20 protein-coding genes and 1 tRNA gene are annotated in these 22,447 nt (G+C 47.2%); all 21 read right to left on the bottom strand.

Annotated elements, in window-relative coordinates; translation table 11 throughout:
* Nucleotides 1-53: 53 nt before the first annotated feature.
* The 21 genes from ACQSGY_RS23640 to ACQSGY_RS23740 all read right to left on the bottom strand — a co-directional run bounded on the left by ACQSGY_RS23640 (nt 54) and on the right by ACQSGY_RS23740 (nt 22,369).
* A complete protein-coding gene (locus ACQSGY_RS23640; protein WP_184191114.1) occupies nt 54-926 on the bottom strand; it encodes a carbohydrate ABC transporter permease in 873 nt (290 codons plus the stop codon).
* Between the two features lie 75 nt (nt 927-1,001).
* Entirely contained in the window at nt 1,002-1,898 is an 897-nt protein-coding gene (locus ACQSGY_RS23645) for an ABC transporter permease (protein WP_216518640.1), read from the bottom strand.
* Between the two features lie 101 nt (nt 1,899-1,999).
* A complete protein-coding gene (locus tag ACQSGY_RS23650; RefSeq protein WP_216518638.1) occupies nt 2,000-3,586 on the bottom strand; it encodes an extracellular solute-binding protein in 1,587 nt (528 codons plus the stop codon).
* 495 nt (nt 3,587-4,081) lie between these two features.
* Nucleotides 4,082-6,283: a helix-turn-helix domain-containing protein gene (locus ACQSGY_RS23655; RefSeq protein WP_427181152.1), complete on the bottom strand. Its 2,202-nt coding sequence runs from the start codon at nt 6,281-6,283 to the stop codon at nt 4,082-4,084.
* A gap of 328 nt (nt 6,284-6,611) precedes the next feature.
* The gene (locus ACQSGY_RS23660) at nt 6,612-7,559 is read right to left on the bottom strand and encodes a ribose-phosphate diphosphokinase (RefSeq protein WP_111270248.1); all 948 of its coding nucleotides are present in this window, start codon (nt 7,557-7,559) and stop codon (nt 6,612-6,614) included.
* Nucleotides 7,560-7,648: 89 nt separating this feature from the next.
* Nucleotides 7,649-8,488 carry a histidinol-phosphatase HisJ gene (hisJ, locus tag ACQSGY_RS23665; RefSeq protein WP_427181154.1) on the bottom strand — a complete coding sequence of 280 codons (840 nt, stop codon included), beginning with the start codon at nt 8,486-8,488 and terminating at the stop codon, nt 7,649-7,651.
* 14 nt (nt 8,489-8,502) lie between these two features.
* Nucleotides 8,503-9,240: a bifunctional phosphoribosyl-AMP cyclohydrolase/phosphoribosyl-ATP diphosphatase HisIE gene (gene hisIE / locus ACQSGY_RS23670; RefSeq protein ID WP_427181156.1), complete on the bottom strand. Its 738-nt coding sequence runs from the start codon at nt 9,238-9,240 to the stop codon at nt 8,503-8,505.
* On the bottom strand, nt 9,233-9,994 hold the full coding sequence (hisF, locus tag ACQSGY_RS23675; RefSeq protein ID WP_184191104.1) for an imidazole glycerol phosphate synthase subunit HisF: 762 nt from the start codon (nt 9,992-9,994) through the stop codon (nt 9,233-9,235). Before hisF ends, hisIE begins: the two co-directional genes overlap by 8 nt.
* 28 nt (nt 9,995-10,022) lie before the next feature.
* A complete protein-coding gene (hisA, locus tag ACQSGY_RS23680; protein WP_111270252.1) occupies nt 10,023-10,757 on the bottom strand; it encodes a 1-(5-phosphoribosyl)-5-[(5-phosphoribosylamino)methylideneamino]imidazole-4-carboxamide isomerase in 735 nt (244 codons plus the stop codon).
* Nucleotides 10,758-10,857: 100 nt separating this feature from the next.
* Nucleotides 10,858-11,481 (bottom strand): imidazole glycerol phosphate synthase subunit HisH, encoded by a 624-nt coding sequence (gene hisH, locus ACQSGY_RS23685; RefSeq protein WP_427181159.1) that lies wholly within the window; start codon nt 11,479-11,481, stop codon nt 10,858-10,860.
* A gap of 3 nt (nt 11,482-11,484) precedes the next feature.
* Nucleotides 11,485-12,126, bottom strand: coding sequence for an imidazoleglycerol-phosphate dehydratase HisB (gene hisB / locus ACQSGY_RS23690; protein WP_427181161.1), 642 nt, complete (start codon nt 12,124-12,126; stop codon nt 11,485-11,487).
* The gene (gene hisD / locus ACQSGY_RS23695; protein WP_427181162.1) at nt 12,119-13,423 is read right to left on the bottom strand and encodes a histidinol dehydrogenase; all 1,305 of its coding nucleotides are present in this window, start codon (nt 13,421-13,423) and stop codon (nt 12,119-12,121) included. The genes hisB and hisD overlap by 8 nt, the downstream gene beginning before the upstream one ends.
* A 153-nt stretch (nt 13,424-13,576) precedes the next feature.
* Nucleotides 13,577-14,233, bottom strand: coding sequence for an ATP phosphoribosyltransferase (gene hisG / locus ACQSGY_RS23700; protein ID WP_427181164.1), 657 nt, complete (start codon nt 14,231-14,233; stop codon nt 13,577-13,579).
* A gap of 1 nt (nt 14,234) precedes the next feature.
* Complete coding sequence (locus ACQSGY_RS23705; protein ID WP_427181165.1) at nt 14,235-15,425, bottom strand: ATP phosphoribosyltransferase regulatory subunit; 1,191 nt, start codon at nt 15,423-15,425, stop codon at nt 14,235-14,237.
* Nucleotides 15,426-15,937: 512 nt separating this feature from the next.
* Nucleotides 15,938-16,501 carry an acyltransferase gene (locus ACQSGY_RS23710; protein WP_427181167.1) on the bottom strand — a complete coding sequence of 188 codons (564 nt, stop codon included), beginning with the start codon at nt 16,499-16,501 and terminating at the stop codon, nt 15,938-15,940.
* Nucleotides 16,498-17,154, bottom strand: coding sequence for a pyrophosphatase PpaX (gene ppaX, locus ACQSGY_RS23715; protein ID WP_427181169.1), 657 nt, complete (start codon nt 17,152-17,154; stop codon nt 16,498-16,500). Before ppaX ends, ACQSGY_RS23710 begins: the two co-directional genes overlap by 4 nt.
* 6 nt (nt 17,155-17,160) lie before the next feature.
* Nucleotides 17,161-18,207, bottom strand: coding sequence for a prolipoprotein diacylglyceryl transferase (gene lgt / locus ACQSGY_RS23720; protein WP_427181171.1), 1,047 nt, complete (start codon nt 18,205-18,207; stop codon nt 17,161-17,163).
* Nucleotides 18,208-18,375: 168 nt separating this feature from the next.
* The gene (hprK, locus tag ACQSGY_RS23725; RefSeq protein ID WP_145405846.1) at nt 18,376-19,314 is read right to left on the bottom strand and encodes an HPr(Ser) kinase/phosphatase; all 939 of its coding nucleotides are present in this window, start codon (nt 19,312-19,314) and stop codon (nt 18,376-18,378) included.
* Nucleotides 19,315-19,715: 401 nt separating this feature from the next.
* The gene (locus ACQSGY_RS23730) at nt 19,716-20,840 is read right to left on the bottom strand and encodes an ABC transporter ATP-binding protein (RefSeq protein ID WP_110898810.1); all 1,125 of its coding nucleotides are present in this window, start codon (nt 20,838-20,840) and stop codon (nt 19,716-19,718) included.
* A gap of 103 nt (nt 20,841-20,943) precedes the next feature.
* The gene (locus ACQSGY_RS23735) at nt 20,944-22,140 is read right to left on the bottom strand and encodes a PucR family transcriptional regulator (RefSeq protein ID WP_427181173.1); all 1,197 of its coding nucleotides are present in this window, start codon (nt 22,138-22,140) and stop codon (nt 20,944-20,946) included.
* Between the two features lie 156 nt (nt 22,141-22,296).
* Nucleotides 22,297-22,369 (bottom strand) — tRNA-Lys (locus tag ACQSGY_RS23740).
* Between the last annotated feature and the right edge of the window lie 78 nt (nt 22,370-22,447).

Consider the following 22,447-nt stretch of genomic DNA (forward strand, 5'->3'; position numbering starts at 1 on the left):
ATCATTCCTTCTCCTTCCCCGATTGTGATGTTTGCGTGTATGGGGACTACGAATTAACCTTTAACTGCTCCTTGCATTGCGCCGCTGACAAAATACTTTTGCAACCATGGATATACGAGCAGGATCGGTACTGTTGCAAAAACAACCGTAGCAGCTTTAAGGCTCTCTGGTGTTAATCTTGTACGGTTTGCACCCTCCAGCAGTGTGAGCTCACTTACCATGTTGTTCTGTACCATCTGATAAAGCTTCAGCTGCAGAGGATATAATTTCGGGTCGTTAATGTACATCAGTGAATCCTGGAAGCCATTCCAGCGTCCAACCGCATAGAACAGAGCCAGTGTAGCAAGTACAGGCAAAGACAGTGGCAAAATAATTTTAAAGAGTGTGTGCACATGAGAGCTTCCATCAATCTCGGCAGACTCTTCCAGGCTATCCGGTATTCCGCGGAAGAAGGAGATCAGGATAATCAGGTTAAATGGACTCACGAGCCCTGGTAGAATCAACGCCCATACAGAGTTCAGCAAATGAAGATCACGAATCAGCAAATACTCAGGAATAATACCACCACTGAAGAACATCGTAATGATAATGATGTACATAAACAGCTTGCGGCCTTTTAATTTTTTCTTCGTCAACGGGTATGCTGCAGCAATGGTGAACAACATACAGAGTAACGTCGTTACAATCGTAAGAATCGTTGTAAATCCTAAAGAATAAATCATTGAGCTATCTGAAAATACTTGACCGTAGGCATCCCAGGTGAACTCTTTTGGGAAGATCGTTACTTCACCTGATGTGATGGCCCGGTTCGAACTCATGGATATGGCAATGGTGTGCAGAAACGGAGCAAGACAGAATATAACAAACAAAGTAATAAAGGTGACATTAACAATATCGAAAATACGGTTCGAGGTGCGGTCACTCATCTGCGCACAGCTCCTTTACTAATGGTCTATATATACAACAAGCCGGAGGGCATACATCTTATTGCTCTTGTGAGGTTAAAGAATACCTTCTCCCGTCGTTTTCTTCGAGATATAGTTGGAACCGAGGACAAAGATCAATCCGACAACTGCCTGGAATAAGCCTACAACCGTTGCAAGTGTATACTGCCCAGACTGTATACCCATTCTATATACGAAGGTACTAAGTACATCGGAATATTCACGAACAGCCGTATTACCAATAACGAAAGGCCGGTCAAAACCGATGCTGACCATATTTCCAAGATTAAGAATAAGCAAGGTTACAATGGTTGGTTTAATACTTGGCAGTGTAATATGCCAAATTCTCTTCAGCCGCGTTGCGCCATCAATCTCTGCCGCCTCGAACAATTCCTTGTTCACACCGGTTAATGCAGCCAGATATAGAATGGTTCCCCACCCAGCGCTTTGCCACACACCTGTAAACAGGTAGGTAACAAGCCATGGATTTTTTTCTGTCAAAAATGGAATGGAATTTAAGCCCATGCTCTCCAGTATTCCGTTTACCATACCGGATTGGTTGCCAAACAACTGGTATACAATCCCCCCGATGATAACCCAGGAGATAAAGTGAGGAATGTACAGAATGGTCTGTGAAATTTTCTTAAACCATTTGAATCGTACCTCATAGAGCATAATCGCCAGAATAATTGGAGCAGGGAATGAAACGATCAGATCAAGAAAATTCAGCATAAACGTGTTGCGTAATGTAGTGTAGAAATCCGGCATTGCAAATACCTCACGAAAAGCATCGAAGCCGATCCACTCACTACCGTTAATCCCTTGGAACAAGTTGAAGTCTTTAAAAGCAATTTGCACACCATACATCGGTCCATAACGGAAAATGAGAAAGTAAATCAGGGGCAATGAAATTAACGCATACAACTGCCAGTATCTCTTCAAGTATGTGGTCATGTCTCTCTCTCCTCCTCACAAACGAAGAAACGTTATGCCGCCGCCTGAGCGACGGCACAAGCCTCCTCGAAACACTTCAATTTACAGACATTTCATTTTGCTTATTGTTCAGCAGCTTCCAATTCTTTTTTCAGCTCAGATCCGCCCAAGGACATGTAGTCAGCCATTTCTTTTTCATACACGGCATCAAATTCTTCAGGTTTTGCCATCGCTGTTTTTACGATAATAACGTCCAGTTTGTCTGACAGTGCTGTACTGTACTTCATCTCTGCCTGAATCGGCTTGCTGAAGACAATTGGTCCAACCGTATCCGTGTTTGCAACTTCAAGTGCTTTTTTCAAGATTTCCTGATTTGCTGGAGGGAAGCCCATAATCCATGCTTTTTCATTCAAAGCCTGATCACCCAGGTTTTTACCGTTCGAGATAATAGCTGTATCACCTGCGTTGAACAAACGATCTTTTGCTTCTTGAGTAGCGTCTGCTTTAGCAACCGGAACACCGTCTACCAGATCATAGTTCTCGCCTTCTACACCATCATAGATATCAGTGAGGTTTTTATCGGAAGCCATCCAATCCAGATATTTAATCGCTTCTACCGCACGTTCGCTGCTCTTCGGAATCATGATGTACATACCATTCGATCCATAACGGGACTTGATATGTTTTCCATCAGCATACGCATTGGTGTATGCATCGAGCGGAGCCAGTTTGCTGTCCGGTTTGTTTGTTTTCAACAGATCATAAGATCCATCTGGCCAGAAAATGGAGTCAACATCTTCAGAGAAGAAACCAGTATTACCATTTGCAATATCTTTATTTAATTGGGTTTTATCCTTATCCAAGCTGAAATCCTTACTGATCAGGCCTTCGTTGTACAGCTTGTTCAAGAACTGCATAGATTCTTTAAATCCTTCATGCAGAGGTAATTCATAACGTTGAGAATATGTTTTATCCCCAGCGATTGGCTTAATGAAAGAGTAAATTAGTGGCTCATAGGAAGCTGGTGCAAGTGCAAAGCCCATAGGAATGTTTTGACTTCCCACCTGGCCAGGATCTTTTTCTTTAAATGCTTTCAATGTGTTATACAATTCATCTGTTGTTTGAGGTGCTGGCATTCCCAGTTTATCTAACCAATCTTGACGAACGAAGGAGCTGTACCGAGCCGTAATCGCACGTTTACCCGGAATCGCGAACTGCTGTCCTTCCACTTGACCAAACTTTAATGTATCTTCGCCCAAAAACTTTTTCAGATTCGGTCCATACTGATTAATCAGATCACCTACATCTGTCAAACCGCCTTGTTGTGCATAGCGGTAAAACACGCTGGAGTCATAAACGAAGACAATATCAGGAACGTCCGAAGCACTAGCCATCAGGACATTCAGCTTGGTTACTTCCTCAGAACGTTGAACAGGTACGAATTGTACGTCAATGTTGTTCGGATCACCAAAGTTCTTTTGAATCATTTGAGAGATAAAGTTGTTTGAGATCGTGTACTGAGAAGGTGTTTTACCCCGGTCGAAAAGCTCCACCTTTAATGTGACGCGTTTTCCATCACCAGCTGCTCCGCTTTCTGCTGATTTGTTGTCTGAAGATCCGCACCCCGCAAGTAGTGAGACACCCATTACTGCTGTAAGTGCCAAACCCATCAACTTCTTTAGACTCCCTTTTCTTGTCATTCTGTTCATCCCCTTTGGCTTTACGTGAATGTTTTAAAGCTTGCCCCGAGTATTCCATAATATTGTGATCTCTGACAACAGACTAAATTCGGGTACATCGGTAAAAGAGTTACGGTTTGCCTCATATGCTTATTTTCGCAGACTGCTAAAATGCCCGAAAGCCTTATGGCATAAGGCTTCAACCGTGTTCCCCCCTTTTTTGTGTGTAAGGTATAGATAAACCATTTTCCCACACTGACTAAATTCGTAAATAACATGCCGATGTGATGGTGGAACATCTTCTGACACGGTGATGAAAGTATCATGTATATTTCAATGTTTTTCAAGCGCTTTCATTTTGACGATATAAAATAAACAAAACAAGGTGAATCATTGCATGTGATATCTCCATACATTCTGGAGGCTCATTGCAATGATTCACCCTGATTTTAGAAATCATCACTTCAATCATGTGCGAAAAACTGACACATTCATTTGATTTTGATTCCTGAATTTTGACCCTGCTCACTCATCGGCTGCCTTCGGGTCTTTCTTCATCCGACGGTAATCCCCAGGTGTAATGCCTGTGACTCTCTTGAATACACGTCCAAGTGTAATGCCGTTCGCATAACCAACCTTCAAAGCGATATCTTGTAATGAATAATCTGTATTGAGCAGCAGCTTCTCCGTTTCTTTCATTCTCAATTCAGTCACAAAGTCAACAAACTTCATATTGAACTCGGTTTTAAACAGGTAGCTGGCATGTTTGCCTGATATCTGAAACCGATCACTTAGATGTTTCAGAGACAGATCAGGATTGGTGAACTGCTCCTCGATATAATTTTTCATCTCGTTAACCATGGCCTTGTAGCTCTTTGTTTCAGTAACAGCGACGTACGTTCGGAACAGGTCCGTCAGACTGTCAAACAGCAGTACCTTCACCTCTTCTAACGATTCCGCCTCTTCCATAGCAACCAGCCAATTGTTGATGTTGTCCTCGGACAATTCTCTCTGTAGACCTTCTGACATCATGGAGACTTCGCGACTGAGCATCTGTAGCATGGCCTGAATCAAGGAACGAATTTCATCATCCGGCAGTTTATTGCGCTCAAATTCATTGAAGATATCCTCAAGCTGCTCTCTCCACTGCCCACTCGACATTCTGAATCGTTTAACAAAGTCTGCAATCATTTGCAAATACGTATAGGTTTCCAGCAGCGGATGCTGCATTTCACTTGTCTCTGCTTCACCTACATCACCATTCATCAGCAGCTTCCGCTGCATCACCGCTTCTGCAGCTGTAAAGGATTGATGGATCGCCCCAATTCCTTCGGCGACAGGTCCAATGCCAAAGCTGAGGGAAATACGAAGATTCTGCTCTACCCAGGATTTGCATTCCTCAGCAACAATCCTGATTTGCTTGGATAGATCCTGTCCCTGCTGATCGTCTTCCTTCGAAAAGAATAAAATGGCAATCCGATCAGCGCTGATCCATTCTGTCCAGCATTGCACCTCCGTATCTCTGGACAGCTCCTGCAGTACATTCATCAGAGCGAATTTTAGCGTATTTTGCTCTCCTCTGGTGAATTTCTCCTGAAAGCCCTTCTCGTAGCGGTTAATATCCCCTACAACTACGATAAAACGAGAAGCTTCATGAGCCCCATCAAATGGGGATACCTCGTATAGCTGCCCGGCAGCATTGTCCACATGCTCACCGTGCAGCAAAGCACTAAACAGCTTACTCCGCTGCATAAGTATATTTTCGCGGCTTTTTTTATCATAATCCATCATATGATTGATCAGATTTTCAAGCACCCCATCAATCATCTTCATCTCGTCCATACGGGCTCCAGATTGTTCAAACGCCCGAATCTGCTGGGATTCAATCCGGTTCATAATAATCTGAATCGGCTTATAGTTCCGCCGGGTCACATACACGATATAGATAATTGCACCGATCACCGTCAAGACAGCAATGAAAACCCAGACATACGATACCACAGAAACCCAGCCGAACAAATTACCTGCTTTGATGCCACTAGTAAGCGTCCATCCCAATCGCTCTAGAGGTAGCTCGTTTAACTTGGTACCATCCATTGCAGCTTCCTTATCGGAATGCGCATTATAGATGACCCTGCCCTCCTGATCGGTAATCGTCAGGAAAGAGAGCTTTCCATTCACCATACTGTCCACGCTCTGCTTGATGCTGCTCATCTTGATATTGATGACCAATGCACCCTCCGAGCCAAAAGGCAGCGGCATTTCTTTGTTGACGGTCAACACTTGCACTGGTGTCCTTTGCACATCGTCCCATTCAATCTCCCGAACAGGCTGCCATCCTTGTCCCAAAGTACCTTTTAGAATTTGACTTATCCATTCTTTGTCTCCGAAGCTTTCCACTTCTCTTGAACCACTCACCGTTATCACGCGCTCATGTTGCTTGTCATAGAGGTATATGGACTGAATCCATGAAGAAGAGTTAATCATCTCACGTAAATTTTGTGCAATGGTATATACCGTATCCGAATTGTTTGGATTATTGTCGTTAAAATAGCGCCTGTACGCTGGCTCATACTGCACTTTCTCTGTAACAGCCAGTTCAATGTCCCGAATCGTATGATCCAGCGTTGTCGCAAGATAACTGGAAGATATTCGGTCAGCCTTCCGGGTTTCTTCTTTGGAAACATCATTAATGAAAACAAAAGCACTAAAAATGATTATGGTCATCGTAAAGAAAAATATAGGGAAATATGAAAAGAGCAATCGATAGTACCAAGTGCGCGACAATAGACCCCACTCCTCACTCCACGATGCCAACGTCCATTAGCCGTGGTTCTACTGTTTATTTTCCGTATCCAAACTATTGTGGATGCATCTATATATAAAAACGCTATCATTTCTTGATTTTATGTTTATTATATCACAAGCTATCAAACAACATGGCACGGAATTGATTGCATGGGGTCAATACAAAAATACCGTGCTGAGCTAAAAGCGCTCAGACACGGAACGTGAACTGGATCGGGCTATGAATCACCCGGATATAGCAAGAAATCTAGATACCTGAATCTTTAAAGAGCGTAGCCATAGATCCACCATCAACAATAATACGTATGGCTCGTGACAGCATCGGTGCAACAGGTAATACTTTAAAGCATTCCGGATGATCCTCCGGCAACGCAATAGAGTCTGTTACCACAACCTCGGTAATCGATGGATGATTTAATTTGCTTACCGCCCCATCCGAGAACAAGCCGTGAGTTGCGCAAACATATGCGTTCTCTGCACCCCGTTCCTTCAGGCCTTCAACAACATTCACAATGGTTGTTCCTGTATCGATCAGATCCTCGATAATGATTGGCGTTCGTCCTTCAACGTCTCCAATTACATGCGTAATGATCGATTCGTTATGGCTTGGACGTTTCTTGATCATGATCGCAAAAGGAGAATCGAGACGATTCGCCAGCTTCTCCGCCATCGATGCCCGTCCAGCATCAGGAGAAACCACAACCGGGTTTTTGATCTCTTTGCTAAGCAGGTATTCACTAATCAAGTCCAGTGAGGTCATATGATCGACTGGAATGTTGAAGAAACCCTGAATAGCAGCCGCATGCAGATCAATCGTAACTACACGGCTTGCTCCGGCTGTCGTTAACACATCTGCAACCATCTTGGCAGAGATAGGCTCACGCGGAGCCGACTTCCGCTCTTGACGCGCATAACCGTAATACGGAACGATAATGTTCACCGTACGCGCCGAAGCCCGTTTTGCCGCGTCAATCATAACGAGCAGTTCGACAAACAACTCATTAATGGGATGAGACAAAGACTGTATCAAAAATACATCACAATTGCGGATTGTTTCTTCGTAATGAACGTATATTTCTCCGCTCTTGAACCGGGACAGCTTGATATTGCCCAGTTGCACGCCCAGCTTGTCACATACCTGCTCTGCAAGCTTCGGGTTAGATGAACCGGAAAAAATACGTAACGAATGCTGCATAATGCCCTCCCGCGGGTTATACCCGATCATAATTCCTTGTATAGTTAAGCTGGAAACTCCAACCTGTATAAAGGTTCATTTCCCCCTTATTATACCCCACTGCTGTCTACATTTAAAGGAATGAACGAACGCTGACGGCCTTCAAACACAGCCACTTGCGTACAGCCGAGTTCATGTAAAAGGGCCTCCGCCTCAGGCAAATGATCTCCCAGCTTCATTGGATCATGTGCATCCGAGCCCATGGTAAGTGGAATGCCCAGGCGAATCGCTTCCATGAGCATTCTCCGGCTTGGAAACATCTCCGCACACGGCTTGGACAAACCGGAGGCATTTAGCTCCATCGCGCAGCCACTTTGGGCAATAGCTTTCAGAGCCGCATTCTCCAGTACAACACGTTCGTCGGTCTGTTCAGGTGAAGGCGTATATCCGAATCGTTTGATCACATCAGAGTGTCCCATGATATCATACATGCCGGTAGCAGCGGCTTTGCTTACAGCCTCATAATACTGACGGTAAACTTCAAGCACATCCTTGCCTTCCCAATGGTGAGTCTGCCGAAAATCGGTAATATCCCATTCACCCAGAAAATGCACAGAGCCAATGACATAGTCCCATGGATAACGTTCTATAATGGAGCGAATCTGAGTCTCCCAGCCCTCGATATAATCACCTTCGAGTCCAACACGAACATCAATCTGACCGCGGTACTTCTCCTTCAGAGAGAAACACTCCTCCACATATCGCGGAAGCTCGTCCATAGGCATAGCCATCTCGGGATAATATTGCGCCGGGTCTACATGCAGGAGCGGCATATGATCGGATAGCCCAATTTGGGAAAGCCCGATTTCAATCCCCCGCTGCACGTATTCTTCCAGCTTGCCAACCGCATGTCCGCAGCGTTCATGGTGGGTGTGGTAGTCTATGCGCATGTAGCGTTCGCCTCCTAATCGCGGCGCGGCCGTTCATGACGGCGGCTCAGCTCGGACATGATGTCATCCAGCGGCAGCTTGCGCTCCTGCAGCAGCACGAGCAGATGGTACATCAGGTCACTCACTTCGAGACGAAGCTCGTCATTGTCTTTATTTTTCGCAGCGATGATGGTTTCGGAAGCTTCCTCACCGATCTTTTTCAGGATTTTATCAACGCCTTTATCGAACAGATACGTGGTATACGCACCTTCCGGACGCTCGCGTTCACGCTCAGCAATGACGGATTCCAATTCAGCCAGTACCTCAAAGCGGCTCTCAGCACCAGTTGAAGAAGCCGTACTGGAGTCTGCCGACTCTTCTGTGTCAGCTTGTTCGGCTTCATTCGCCGGCAATCCGATAATTTCATTATGGAAACAGGTCACCGCTCCTGTATGACAGGCTGGCCCTTTCGGCTTCACCTCAACCAGCAAAGTGTCACCGTCGCAGTCATATTTCAATGAAACTATTTTCTGCACATTTCCAGAGGTTGCCCCTTTATTCCATAGCTCCTGACGTGAGCGTGACCAGAACCAGGTTTCCCCGGATTCCAGCGACAGCTTCAGGGATTCACGATTCATATACGCCATCATCAGTACTTCACGGGTGTCCACATCCTGCACAATGGCAGGAACCAGCCCTTCATCCCAGCGGATGTGCTCCACAACCTGCTCCAGGGAGAGCTGCTCCTTGATCTCATTACTTACCTTAGTCACGGATTTCCACCCCTTGTTCTCTTAATTGTTGTTTTAACGCCGGAACGGCAATTTCTTTGTAGTGGAAAATCGTTGCTGCCAGACCTGCATCCGCCTTGCCTGCTGTGAACACGTCATAGAAATGAGATTCCTTGCCTGCACCACCTGATGCAATGACCGGTATACTCACCGATTCCGATACAGCCGCTGTCAGTTTCAGATCAAAGCCGTCTTTGGTTCCGTCAGCATCCATACTGGTGAGCAGAATTTCACCTGCACCCAGCTCCTCAGCCTGTTTGACCCACTCCAGTGCTTTGATTCCCGATGGCTTACGCCCGCCGTGGGTATAAACCTCCCACTCACCCCAAGCCTCGTTATACTTGGCATCGATGGCAACGACAATACATTGCGAGCCAAAGCGGCGTGCCCCATCCGCAATGATCTGTGGATTAAGAACAGCCGCTGTGTTCACTGCAATCTTATCTGCACCCGCACGCAAAATGCGTTTCATGTCCTCCACCTTGGATATGCCGCCGCCAACCGTAAATGGAATGGCAATCTCGCCAGCTGTCTGCCGCACAACTTCCTCCATCGTTTCACGGCCTTCTACTGATGCAGAGATATCGAGAAATACGAGCTCGTCCGCACCCTCGCGGTCATACAGTGCCGCCAGCTCTACCGGATCACCCGCATCGCGGAGATTGACGAAGTTCACGCCTTTAACAACCCGGCCGTCCTTCACGTCCAGACAGGGAATGATTCTTTTTGCCAGCATACTGCCTCTTCCTCTCTACCGATTATACTTACTTGTTCACCAGACGCACAGCTTCAGCCAGATCAATACTGCCGGTGTATAACGCTTTACCCACGATGGCTCCGCCAACACCGTCATCTGTATGGCGACTCAAGCGAAGCAGATCATCCATCACACTGACACCACCGGAAGCAATAACTGTTCGTCCGCTCGCTTTGGCAAGAGACACTATTGCTTCAACATTAGGCCCCTGCATCATGCCATCACGGGAAATATCCGTGAAGATGAACGTTTCCGCTCCATATGCAGCCAGTTCCTTCGCCAGCACTTCAGCCTGTACCTCGGAAGTTTCGAGCCATCCGCGAGTCGCCACATATCCGTTGCGAGCATCTATACCAATAGCTACTTTATCACCATAACGTCCCAATACCTCTTCCGTAAAAGCACGGTCCTCAATCGCAGCCGTTCCGATAATCAATCGGCTTACACCAAGCTCCAGCAAACGCTCAACATCTGCAACTGTACGAAGCCCGCCGCCTACCTGAACAGGCACATTCACTGCCGAAGCAATGCGTCCAATCAGCTCGTCGTTAACGGGACGTCCGGCTTTAGCACCATCCAGGTCTACGAGATGAACGTATGTACCGCCTTGCTTCTCCCAATCCAGCGCAACCTGAACCGGATCATCGTTATATACCGTTTCCTGATTATAATCTCCCTGTATCAGTCTTACACATTTGCCGTCCCGGATATCAATTGCCGGGTATAAAATAAAAGATGACATACAAGGCCTCCTGAGTATGGATTTGAGTTTTATAAGTCAGTTCAAGTCTCATTCAAGTTTTATTCCAAGGTTGACTTGAAACAGATTCGATCAATCTTCTTCAAAGGATCGGTGAACTGGTCAACGACAGGAAATTGCCAAGCAGCTTCATGCCAAGCTCGCCGCTCTTCTCGGGGTGGAACTGCATACCGAAGTTTGATCCTCTGCCCACAATGGCTGTAACCGGATGGCCGTAATCCGTAACCGCCAGCAAATCCTCTTTGTTGTCAGTTAATGCATGATATGAGTGCACAAAATAGACGTGACCTGCATCCAGGCCAACAAACAACGGATTTTCAGGGTGAAGGAATTCCAGACGGTTCCATCCCATATGCGGAACCTTCAGCTCGCCTGGTGCGAAACGCACCACTTTACCAGGTAGAATATCCAGTCCCTCATGCTGACCGTGCTCTTCACTTGAGCTGAAAAGCAGCTGCATCCCCAGACAGATGCCAAGGAGCGGTTTAGAGCTAGCCGCTGCTTCCTTGACTACAGCATCCAGACCCGTCTCCCGCAGATGCACCATCGCATCACCGAAGGCGCCAACACCGGGCAGGATTACACCATCTGCACCCAGAATAGCCTCACGCTCACCTGTGACCAGCGCTTCGTAGCCAAGACGTTCGACCGCTTTGCCGACGCTGTGCAGGTTCCCCATACCGTAATCGACAATTGCAATCGCCATCGTCTACAGCACTCCCTTCGTGGAAGGCACACCTGTTACCCGTGGATCAATCATCGTTGCTTCATCCAGCGCACGTCCAAGGGCTTTGAAGACCGCTTCAATCATGTGATGTGTGTTCTGACCATAGTGCACGATAACATGGAGAGTAATCCGTGCTTCAAGCGCCAGCTTCCACAGAAACTCATGCACTAGCTCTGTAGAAAAGCTGCCTACCTGCTGTGACGGATACTCAGCCCGATATTCAAAGTGCGGACGATTGCTCACATCGATGATCACTTGAGCCAGTGCTTCATCCATCGGAACAAACACACTGGCATAACGTTTAATCCCGCGTTTGTCGCCCAGTGCCTGGTAAAGCGTCTGTCCCAGACAGATTCCGATATCTTCAACCGTGTGATGATCATCGATCTCAATATCTCCGCGTGCCTGCACGTTCAGGTCGAACTGGCCGTGCTTCGTGAACAGGTCCAGCATGTGGTTGAGAAACGGTACATCCGTTTCGATATCGGATTGTCCTGTACCATCTACATTGAACGACAACTGGATATTGGTCTCATTGGTTTTGCGATCTACCTCTGCCTGACGTACTGCCCCTTTACTTTGAACCTCTACACCATTGTTTGTGCTCTTGTTCTGGTTATCCATTGTCCGATTCCGCCTTTCCTTCCTGTTCTAACCGTACAGCGATTGCACGGGCATGCCCCTCAAGCCCTTCATGACGAGCTAATTCAATGATTGCCGCTCCGTTCTGCAGCAGTGCTTCCTTACTATAATAGATCAAGCTTGATTTCTTGATAAAATCATCCACGTCCACGGGTGAACTGAACCGAGCCGTGCCATTTGTCGGAATAATATGGTTTGGTCCGGCAAAATAATCGCCTACCGGCTCCGAGCTGTATGGGCCGAGGAAGATCGCCCCTGCATTCTCAATCCGTCCAGCATAAGACATCGGCTCCTGCACCATGATTTCCAAATGCTCCGGCGCGAGCCGGTTCACGACATCGATTCCTTCATCGATGGAATCGACTACAATAATGGCGCCATACTGCTCTACCGAAGCAGCGGCGATATCACGTCGCGGCAGCACATCCAGCTGCCGCTTCACCTCAGCCTGCACGGCTTCCGCCTGCACGGCCGAATTGGTGACGAGAATGGCCGACGCCATCTCGTCATGCTCCGCCTGCGACAACAGGTCCGCGGCGACATACACCGGGTTCGCCGTGTCATCGGCGAGCACCACAATTTCACTCGGGCCGGCGATACTATCGATATCGACTGCCCCGTACACCTCGCGCTTCGCGAGCGCCACGTAGATATTGCCCGGCCCACAGATCTTGTCGACCGGGGCAATGCTCTCCGTGCCGTAAGCGAGAGCGGCGATTGCCTGCGCGCCGCCAACCCGGTACATCTCGTTCACGCCCGCTTCCGCGGCAGCTACGAGAATGTACGGGTTAATGCCCTCACCGCCGTTCGTCGCCGGCGGTGTGACAAGCACAATCTCCGGCACGCCTGCAACCTGTGCCGGAATCACATTCATCAGCACCGATGATGGATACGCTGCTTTCCCCCCGGGGACGTACACGCCGACACGCTTCAGCGGCCGAATAATCTGGCCGAGCAGACTGCCATCCGGCTGCCAGTCCATCCACGAATTGCGTTTCTGCTTCTCATGAAACGCACGGATGTTGACGGCGGCTTGACGAATCGCCGTCACAAACGATGGCTCCACGGCTGCATACGCCGCCTGGAGCTCCTCCTGCGGCACGCGCAGCTGCGCAGCCGTCAGCGTCGTGCGGTCCAGCTGCTCCGTGTAACGCAGCAGTGCCGCATCACCTTCCTGGCGAATATCTGCGACAATTCGCCGTACCGCTTCATTTTGCTCCGGTGTACCGTATTCCACTTCACGCTTCAGATCAAAATCCCGTGCTGATACAATCTTCATCCGTACACCCTCCCTTTCGGTTATACTCCCTGTTACGCTGTATATATCTATTGCCTCTCAGCTGGCTTGCTGATCAACTGCATCATGCCTGCCTGCTGATCCATTCACTATATAAGTTGTATTATTTATTTACCTGTTTACGATCCTTCAGTATCAACGCTGGCTGCCTGCAGAAACCTCATCCCCGCTTGGAATAACGAATTGGAGTGCATCACATAAAGCCTGAATGCGGGCATTTTTCATCCGGTAGCTCACTCGATTCGCAATCAAGCGACTGGTGATGTCCAGAATCTGCGTCATTTCCACAAGGCCGTTCTCACGCAGCGTCTGCCCGGTCTCCACCAGATCGACGATCCGATCAGCCAATCCAATCAGAGGTGCAAGCTCGATGGAGCCATTCAGCTTAATAACTTCAACCTGCTGTCCCTGCTCACGGAAATACTGGGAAGCAATGCGAGGATACTTGGTTGCCACCCGCTGCTGAATGCCTGCTTTCCAGTCCGGCAGTCCAATCACCGACATACGGCACTGGGCAATACCCAGATTCAGCAGCTCATACACATCGCGATCTTCCTCAAGCAGCACATCCTTCCCGACAATGCCGATATCGGCAACGCCGTACTCCACATACGTTGGAACATCGACAGGCTTAGCCATAATGAACTCCATTCCGGCTTCAGGCACTTCAATAACCAGCTTGCGTGTATCATCCACATCCTCGGGAATATCCAGTCCTGCTTCACGGAACAGCTTGGAGGCCTTTTTATAGATGCGGCCTTTGGGCATTGCCACCTTTAGAATATCCGACATCTCAAAGTCCTCCTTTGGGTGATCCATAGATAATGACCTGTTCATCCGGGTCTGCGCTAGCTCCACTTGCTTTTACTTCTCCTTGATCCGTAAGGAGAGACGTAATAACATTCTGCCCGATACTCCGCAATCTTGCCGCTTCAGCCAGTGCATCAGCCCGGCGTTCCGGGCTGTATTCGATACGTACCGACTTCTTCTCTTCAATCGTGATGCCATGAACACCATCAATGATCCGGTTTGTTTTTAACGCAAAACCTGTAGCCGGAAGCGCCCGTCCAAACTGCTGCAGCAGATTGTCATACCGTCCCCCGCTGCATACCGGTGATCCCAGCTCTGCCGCGTATCCTTCAAACGTCATGCCTGTATAATAGGAGAAATCCCCGATCATCGTCAGGTCAATCAGCACATGCTCCGAGACACCGTAAGCCTCCAGCACCTCAAACACCGCGCATAGATGTGCAATAGACTTCGCCGCTTCGGGACTTGAACTGAGCTCGCCTGCATGGGTACAGATTTCCTTCCCGCCGCGCAGACGCAAAATGGCTTCAAGCCGTTGTTTCTGCCCAGGCTCCAGATGTAAAGCTTCAATAGATTGGCGGTAGCCCACATAATCTCGTCCCAGAAGCCCTTCCTTCAGCTGCTCCTGCTCTGCCGTCTGGCCAGGAATAACCTCTTCCAGCAATCCGTTCAGAAAGCCCATATGACCCATCGCGATTTTAAAAGAAGATACCCCCGCAGCCTGCAACGAGGCAATGGCCAGTGCAACCACTTCAGCATCAGCTTCAGGAGAATCATCTCCTACGAGCTCCACACCTGTCTGAAAGAACTCTGCTTCACGCCCGGCTTCCTCTTCAATCGAACGAAATACGTTCGCATGATAGGACAGACGCAGCGGCAGTTTCTCATCTTTAAGCATGGATGACACTACACGTGCGATTGGAGCCGTCAGATCAGAGCGCAATACCAGCGTTGTTCCCCGACTGTTCAATAATTTAAACAATTTGCGATCCGATGTTGAACTGGCTACTCCTACCGTATCGTAGTATTCAATCGTTGGTGTGATGATCTGGCGGTAACCCCAGCGCTCCATGCATTCCAGTACATTACGTTCAATCATCCGCAGCTTGGATACGACATGTGGTGTGTAATCGCGAAAGCCGGTCGGTTTTTCAAAGCCTTTTGGTTTGGACATTGGTACTATTCACCCCGAGTTATGAATTTGAATGCTTGTCATTTGCATCATCTATATCATGATATCGCTCTATTTCAACAGGATTTATGTATGACAAATCCCCATTCTATGTTGTAACCCGAATTCAGTGTAAAGCCGCATTACACAATGAAAAAGACATCTTTTTTCCAATCACATATGTTGATCTTATAGATCGTAAATACATTTCACTAACAGATTACAAATGCATTTCTCTAACATTCACTTTCGTATGGTAAAGTGCTAACAAACTAAAGGATATGGGATATGATAACATGAATCCTGCTGGAACGTCAACCAACTGGCGGGCTAACCACATTTGTTCCCTTTCCGTTCTTCTACCCCCATTACTTATCATGCCTCATGCAGCTTATATCCCTGCACCTAAACGTTCGCTGACGCTGTTAGACTTCAAATTTTGTATACGAAAAAAGCTGCCTTCAGCAGCTCTTCCTGTATGCATCCCTGTACCTTTATTTCCTGCCAATTTCAGCTTAGTGCAGCTTGCCCCGAGACACCTCGTCCGTTTTAAAAATCATTTCCTCTTTCGCTGTCGCCTCTTCCTCTGCCGATGACGCAGAACGCTTCAGCTCACGTAGCGGATTACCTCCAACAAAAGCCCCCGGAGCCACATCCTTATGAACCACTGCACCGGCAGCAACCACTGCTCCATCACCAATTGTTACCCCTGGAAGGATCGTGGTGTTCGCCCCGATGAGCACATGATCTCCGATGATGACCTCACCCAGCCTGTACTCTTTAATGAGATATTCGTGTGCCAGAATCGTCGTGTTGTACCCGATCACGGAGTTTTCACCGATCTTTATCTTTTCCGGGAAAAAAACATCCACCATCACCATCAGGCCAAAAGCCGTATGCTTTCCAACCTTCATGCCCAGCACCCGATTATAGATCCAGTTCTTCAGAGGAAGAATCGGGCAGTACCGTGACAGCTGAATCCAGATAAAGTTATAAACACCTTTCCACGGGCTCACCGTCTTGTAGATATGCCAAAGCGCATTCTCGGTTTCTACGGGATAGCGGGTTACTTTTCTCATGAACGTCCCGTTCCTGTAAGGATTTTGTCCAGCAAGTCCCTCATATCATGCAAAATGTAATCCGGCTTGTATCCGCTCAGAACCTCTTCTCCTTTAAGAGACCATGCCACACCGGCAGAGAGAGCACCAGCATTCTGCGCAGATTGTATATCCACTGGACTGTCGCCCACCATCAGCGTGCGAGCGGGATCTGATCCAAGCTCGGCCATCGCTTTCTGTACAGGCTCGGCATGTGGCTTCGGATGAGTAACATCCGTTACCGTTACAATAGACTTCATATATTTAAGCAGATCGAAACGTTCCAGCACTTTCAGGGTCGAAGGGCGAATTTTGGTTGTTACTACCCCCATCGTAATGCCTGCCTGATCCAGAGCCTCCACCACCTCAATCACATAAGGGAACGGCTTGACCATTGCTTCATGATGAATATCATTGTAAGCCCGATAACCTTTGACATACTCCGATACCTCTTCATGACCTGAAAAGGTTCGCATTTGTTGCTCCAATGTGCCCCCCATATGCGGAATGATCTGTTCCCTTGTCCATGGTTCAGCATGGTCCCACCCTTGCATGACGTGCAGGAAGGAGTTGATAATCAGCTCATTGGTATCAATAATCGTTCCATCCAGATCAAACAGTACCGTGTCAATCACGTTGCATTACTCCTTTTTATCTTCAACTTGCTTAGTCTCATCTTGAGCCTGACCCGAAGTGGTTGATGATGCTGGTGTTACTTTTGGCTCTTTACCAGCTTCTGTTCCCGTGTGCTCGATATCATCAGCAGTTACCTTCGACGAAACGATCGGATCACTGTAATGTGCATCTGCTTTTCCGGTCACTCTTCTCACCACAATAAAGACAACCGCGGCAACAATAATGGCAATGGCAAGCAGTTGAGAGATCCTTACGTTACCGTATGCCGGGTCCAGATATCCCTGCTCGAATCCCAACGCCGTCATCGGCGACCACAGACCATTCACAAACGAAGCGACCCATTCCGGAGCCTGGAATGCCAGACTGTCCGTACGCAGAGCTTCAATGAAGAAACGTCCGATAGAATACCAGATAAAATAAGACATAAACAGTTCACCAGAACGCATAAACTTCTGGCGACGAAGCACTAACAGAATAATCAGTCCAACAAAGCTCCATACCGATTCATATAGAAACGCCGGGTGATGGAATACACCTTCCACGTTCATTTGATTCACAATAAAGTCTGGCAGGTGCAGCTTGTCTCTTAAAAAGGATTCTTCAACAGGACCGCCGTATGCTTCCTGATTGACAAAATTGCCCCACCGTCCAATCATCTGTCCCACGATGAGGCCCGGTGCACAGATATCCGCCATACGCCAGAAGTTGTACCCTTTGCGGCGGAAGAAGATAACTGCACAGATAATTGCACCGATTAATGCGCCATAGATCGCAATACCACCGTTCCATATTTTGAAAACATCCCACAAGTTGTCCTTATAATCTTCCCACTTAAACGCAACGTAATAGATTCGAGCTCCGATAATGGCGGAAGGCACACCCAGCAGTACCATATCCATGAACACTTCTTGCGGGATATTAAATCTCTTGCCCTCCCGAATAACGAGAAGCAGCCCCAGGAGCGCAGCCATACCCAGAATAAGGCCATACCAGTGAACCTTCAAAGCGCCAATGGAGAACGCTATCGGGTTCAACAGTAATAATGTATCCATTCGTTCACACTCCTATCAATTCACATCTGTAAGCATGACCATGTGGAGCCTGCACGAACCTTCTCGTTCAAGGAGTACAGACGCCATGTGTCATGCTTCATTATTTCAATTATACTTGGCTTGATATTTTCTATCCTGAATTACAACTGATCTTCGTCAGCAGCTTACTTAGTCCATATCTTCCATATCTTCCGAAATGGTCGCTGTCAGCTTGTTTGTGAACTGGAGTGCCGCATTAAGTCCCATCTGTTTCAAGCGATAGTTCATCGCAGCCACTTCGATGATTACAGCCAGGTTTCGTCCCGGCCGAACAGGAATGGTCACGAGAGGTACATCCGTATCAATGATACGTGTTGTCTCCTCATCCAATCCCAGACGATCATACTGTTTATCCTGCTGCCACGCTTCAAGACGTACCACCAGCGTAATCCGTTTGTTATTCCGTACAGCCCCAGCACCAAACAAGGTCATCACGTTGATGATACCGACACCGCGGATTTCAAGCAGATGACGGATCAGCTCAGGTGCAGTACCGTGCAATTGAAAGTCAGAGGTTTGACGGATTTCCACCGCATCATCGGCAATCAAACGGTGTCCACGCTTCACAAGCTCCAGCGCAGTTTCACTTTTACCGATACCGCTGCTGCCTGTAATCAGCATCCCTACACCATACACATCACACAATACACCATGGATTGTGGCCGTTGGTGCTAATTTGCCTTCCAAAAATCCGGTAATACGGCTGGACAAGATCGTTGTCGCCATATTGCTGCGAAGCACAGCCAGATTTTGCTCTTCACTAATATCAATCAGTTCCTGTGGCACTTCCAGTCCACGGGTTACAACGATACATGGCGTCTCCTCGGTGCATAGACGCTGCATACGTTCACGACGCTCTTGCTCAGGCAGCATTGCAAAAAAGGCCAGTTCCGTCCTTCCCAACAGCTGTACCCGCTCTTTTGGATGATATTCGAAATAACCGGCCATTTCCAGACCAGGACGGTTGAGATCATCTACCGTGATGAATCTCTTCAAGCCATGGGAGCCAGAAACAACTTCCAACTGAAACTGCTGTACCAATTCGGATACTTTCACTTTTTTCGCCATTTGTCTCTTCCTTTCAGCATTCGCTGTGCCTCTATGTACCTCAGTTCGTGTATCATTTCTTTCCATTATTAGCGCATTCACAACATGATCCAGCGTATCTATACCATGATCCAAAGCCCAGCATGTCTAGCCTCCAGAGATGATTCTTTGAGACTTTAACATGCAGCATTTTAAGGGCAGACCTTCAAATAATCTTAAATGAATTTTGCATTGAATGCAATCGCAAGGCTTGTACTTATGCCTGCTATTCCACAGGATTGTCGTTATTCTGTTTCACCGAAAACCGATTGATCCGATAATCTTTAAAAAAGCCCCTTCCAGCAAGAACGGAAGGGGCTCGGTTTATAATATATAATTACGTTACGTTCAGATCTCATCGTTACCGAGGATCTTCAGTAGGATTAGTCTTGAAGAAGTACGTTCACTTCAGTCTCTTTGTCAAAGATATGAACTTTGTTCATGTCGATAGCCATTTTAACTGTGGAACCATCACGAGTGTTGGAGCGTCCGTCTACACGTGCGATTGTAGTATCATTACCTACACCGCTCAAGTAGAGAAGCATTTCGTGACCGAGGTTCTCTGTTACATCTACGTGAGTAGAGAATACAGAGTTCGGGGATGCTTCCAGGAATACTGGCTCTTCGTGAATGTCTTCTGGACGTACGCCCATAATCACTTCTTTGGCAGCATATCCTTTGGATTTCAACACTTGTGCTTTACCTTGCGGGATTTCAACGTCCACACCAGGAGCTACGAAGTGCAGGCTTGAACCTTGCTCAGCCAGTTTACCCGAGATAAAGTTCATTGTCGGGGAACCGATGAAACCTGCTACGAACAAGTTAGCCGGGTGGTTATACAGCTCTTCAGGAGAAGCAGCTTGCTGGATGATACCATCCTTCATAACTACGATCCGGTCTCCCATCGTCATTGCTTCGATCTGGTCATGCGTTACGTAGATTACAGTTGTTTCCAAACGTTTAGCCAGCTTTGTGATTTCCGCACGCATCTGACCACGCAGTTTCGCATCCAAGTTGGAAAGCGGCTCATCCATCAAGAAGACTTGTGGATCACGGACAATCGCACGTCCCAAAGCGACACGTTGACGTTGACCACCGGACAATGCTTTAGGCTTACGCTCAAGCAAGTGCTCGATATCGAGGATTTTAGCTGCTTCACGTACACGTTTGTCGATCTCGTCTTTTTTAACCTTACGCAATTTCAATCCAAATGCCATGTTTTGGTATACGCTCATATGCGGATACAAAGCGTAGGATTGGAATACCATCGCGATATCACGGTCTTTAGGTGCAACATCATTCACGACACGGTCACCGATATAGAGTTTACCTTCAGAAATTTCCTCAAGGCCTGCGATCATACGCAGTGTTGTTGATTTACCACAACCGGACGGACCTACCAGTACCAGAAACTCTTTGTCTTTGATGTCCAGGTTAATGTCAACTACAGTTGCTTTATCAGAACCCGGGTATTTTTTGAAAATATGCTCTAAACGTACTCCTGCCATGATTGTTGCCTCCTCAGAGATCATTTTGTAATCGAATACAATTTGTAGTTTTATAATACCCTATCGCTTGGTTATTTGACTATTCGCAAACTGCACAAAAATATCAAACCTTTTTCGTCACTTTGTACATCAGCAGCAAAAGCTGCACAATATTTGCGCTTTTGAAATGTCTAACATCATATCCTATCTCTTGTTTGATCTTGTCCAGACGGTATACCAGCGTATTGCGATGGATAAACAAACGCTTCGCCGTCTCGCTGACGTTGCAGTCCAAACTAAAGAAGATTTCCAAGGTGGCTAACGTTTCACTATCATCGAAGAGAAGCGTGCCCTTGCCAATTTCCTGAATAAAACGAAGCCGCTGCTGCTCCGATATACTGGCGACAAGCTGCTCCAGCTGCAGTTCCCATGGAAGGTGTATATGCTGTGTCACGTGAAATGAACGCCCTAGATGTATGCTCTCCTGAAGAAGGGAGGTCACCTGAACTAATGCATTCTTGGGAATACAAGGAAAAGATGCGGACAGATGAAACACCCCTGCAAACTCACTCGCCACCAGTTCATATAATCCGGAACAAAATGCAAGGAGCGAATCTTTACGCGCCTCTGCGGTATCTTCATCTGCTTCCCCCGTAACCACTGTCTCGTCACTCATAAAGAGCCATTCCTGTGCGCCAAGAGGGATCAAAGTCACCTCTTCTCCGAAATAACTCTCCAATAGTTTATTTAAAACGTTAGAGTCAACGCGCTGAGAATCAGGGGTTTCACCCTGTAATACAAAAAGAACCTTCTCTTTCTGAAACTCCTCAAATGTATTGAACGGAGTCGGCAGCTGTTCAGTATTGTCAGGACTGTAAACTTTAATCTGATTCTGAAGCCATCTCCCTAATATAATTAACTGTTGATCTGCATCCTCGTCCTGAAGGGATACCTTAAGTCCGCTATTTAAACCTGAATTGCTGCGGAGAAGTAACTCAATCAAACGACGAGCCTCCATTGTGATCGATGCCGACGGGCACCCCCAGCAAACTACTGTATTCTCATCAGGATTGCTGCCCACTCTGAAAAAAATTCGCTCTCCCGCGTCTAAACTAATGATCTCTGCTGACATGCATGAACCTGTCATACGCTCATCTTCTTCTTCATGAGCTTTGCTTTGAATAAAAAGCGGTTGATTTGCTTCCAAACTGCTCAAGTTCTCAATGGATTGATTCCACTCGAGCATCGTAATTTCATATTCATCTAATGTGGTGCCTATAACGGCCTCAATTTGCTGTTTTAAATCAAGTATGTGCTTCATGTCATGAACGCCACCACTCTGTTTATTTTATTCATTATTTTATCATATCTTGCTCTGCACTGCTCTTTGGCTCAGCGGCTCACATAATTATCGTTATTGTCCTATACAAAAAAGAGTGATCGATCAAATTAATGATCAATCACTCTCTATTTAAGATGAGCCATGAAGGACTCGAACCTTCGACACCCTGATTAAAAGTCAGGTGCTCTACCAACTGAGCTAATGGCTCAAAAACTGGTGGAGGATGATGGATTCGAACCACCGAACCCGTACGGGAGCAGATTTACAGTCTGATGCGTTTGGCCAC

The sequence above is a fragment of the Paenibacillus sp. TC-CSREp1 genome (assembly GCF_050171015.1).
Taxonomy (GTDB): Bacteria; Bacillota; Bacilli; order Paenibacillales; family Paenibacillaceae; genus Paenibacillus; species Paenibacillus silvae.

Excerpts from the sequence above, each read along its gene's own strand:
- hisD (WP_427181162.1), bottom strand. The coding sequence starts at position 13,423 with ATGAAGATTGTATCAGCACGGGATTTTGATCTGAAGCGTGAAGTGGAA.
- ACQSGY_RS23640 (WP_184191114.1), bottom strand. The coding sequence starts at position 926 with ATGAGTGACCGCACCTCGAACCGTATTTTCGATATTGTTAATGTCACC.
- ACQSGY_RS23735 (WP_427181173.1), bottom strand. The coding sequence starts at position 22,140 with ATGAAGCACATACTTGATTTAAAACAGCAAATTGAGGCCGTTATAGGC.
- lgt (WP_427181171.1), bottom strand. The coding sequence starts at position 18,207 with ATGGATACATTATTACTGTTGAACCCGATAGCGTTCTCCATTGGCGCT.
- hisF (WP_184191104.1), bottom strand. The coding sequence starts at position 9,994 with ATGCTGGCAAAAAGAATCATTCCCTGTCTGGACGTGAAGGACGGCCGG.
- ACQSGY_RS23705 (WP_427181165.1), bottom strand. The coding sequence starts at position 15,425 with ATGTCCAAACCAAAAGGCTTTGAAAAACCGACCGGCTTTCGCGATTAC.
- hisG (WP_427181164.1), bottom strand. The coding sequence starts at position 14,233 with ATGTCGGATATTCTAAAGGTGGCAATGCCCAAAGGCCGCATCTATAAA.
- ACQSGY_RS23710 (WP_427181167.1), bottom strand. The coding sequence starts at position 16,501 with ATGAGAAAAGTAACCCGCTATCCCGTAGAAACCGAGAATGCGCTTTGG.
- hisA (WP_111270252.1), bottom strand. The coding sequence starts at position 10,757 with ATGTCATCTTTTATTTTATACCCGGCAATTGATATCCGGGACGGCAAA.
- ACQSGY_RS23655 (WP_427181152.1), bottom strand. The coding sequence starts at position 6,283 with ATGACCATAATCATTTTTAGTGCTTTTGTTTTCATTAATGATGTTTCC.
- ACQSGY_RS23645 (WP_216518640.1), bottom strand. The coding sequence starts at position 1,898 with ATGACCACATACTTGAAGAGATACTGGCAGTTGTATGCGTTAATTTCA.
- ACQSGY_RS23730 (WP_110898810.1), bottom strand. The coding sequence starts at position 20,840 with ATGGCAGGAGTACGTTTAGAGCATATTTTCAAAAAATACCCGGGTTCT.
- hisJ (WP_427181154.1), bottom strand. The coding sequence starts at position 8,488 with ATGCGCATAGACTACCACACCCACCATGAACGCTGCGGACATGCGGTT.
- hisH (WP_427181159.1), bottom strand. The coding sequence starts at position 11,481 with ATGGCGATTGCAATTGTCGATTACGGTATGGGGAACCTGCACAGCGTC.
- ACQSGY_RS23650 (WP_216518638.1), bottom strand. The coding sequence starts at position 3,586 with ATGAACAGAATGACAAGAAAAGGGAGTCTAAAGAAGTTGATGGGTTTG.
- hprK (WP_145405846.1), bottom strand. The coding sequence starts at position 19,314 with ATGGCGAAAAAAGTGAAAGTATCCGAATTGGTACAGCAGTTTCAGTTG.
- ACQSGY_RS23660 (WP_111270248.1), bottom strand. The coding sequence starts at position 7,559 with ATGCAGCATTCGTTACGTATTTTTTCCGGTTCATCTAACCCGAAGCTT.
- hisB (WP_427181161.1), bottom strand. The coding sequence starts at position 12,126 with ATGGATAACCAGAACAAGAGCACAAACAATGGTGTAGAGGTTCAAAGT.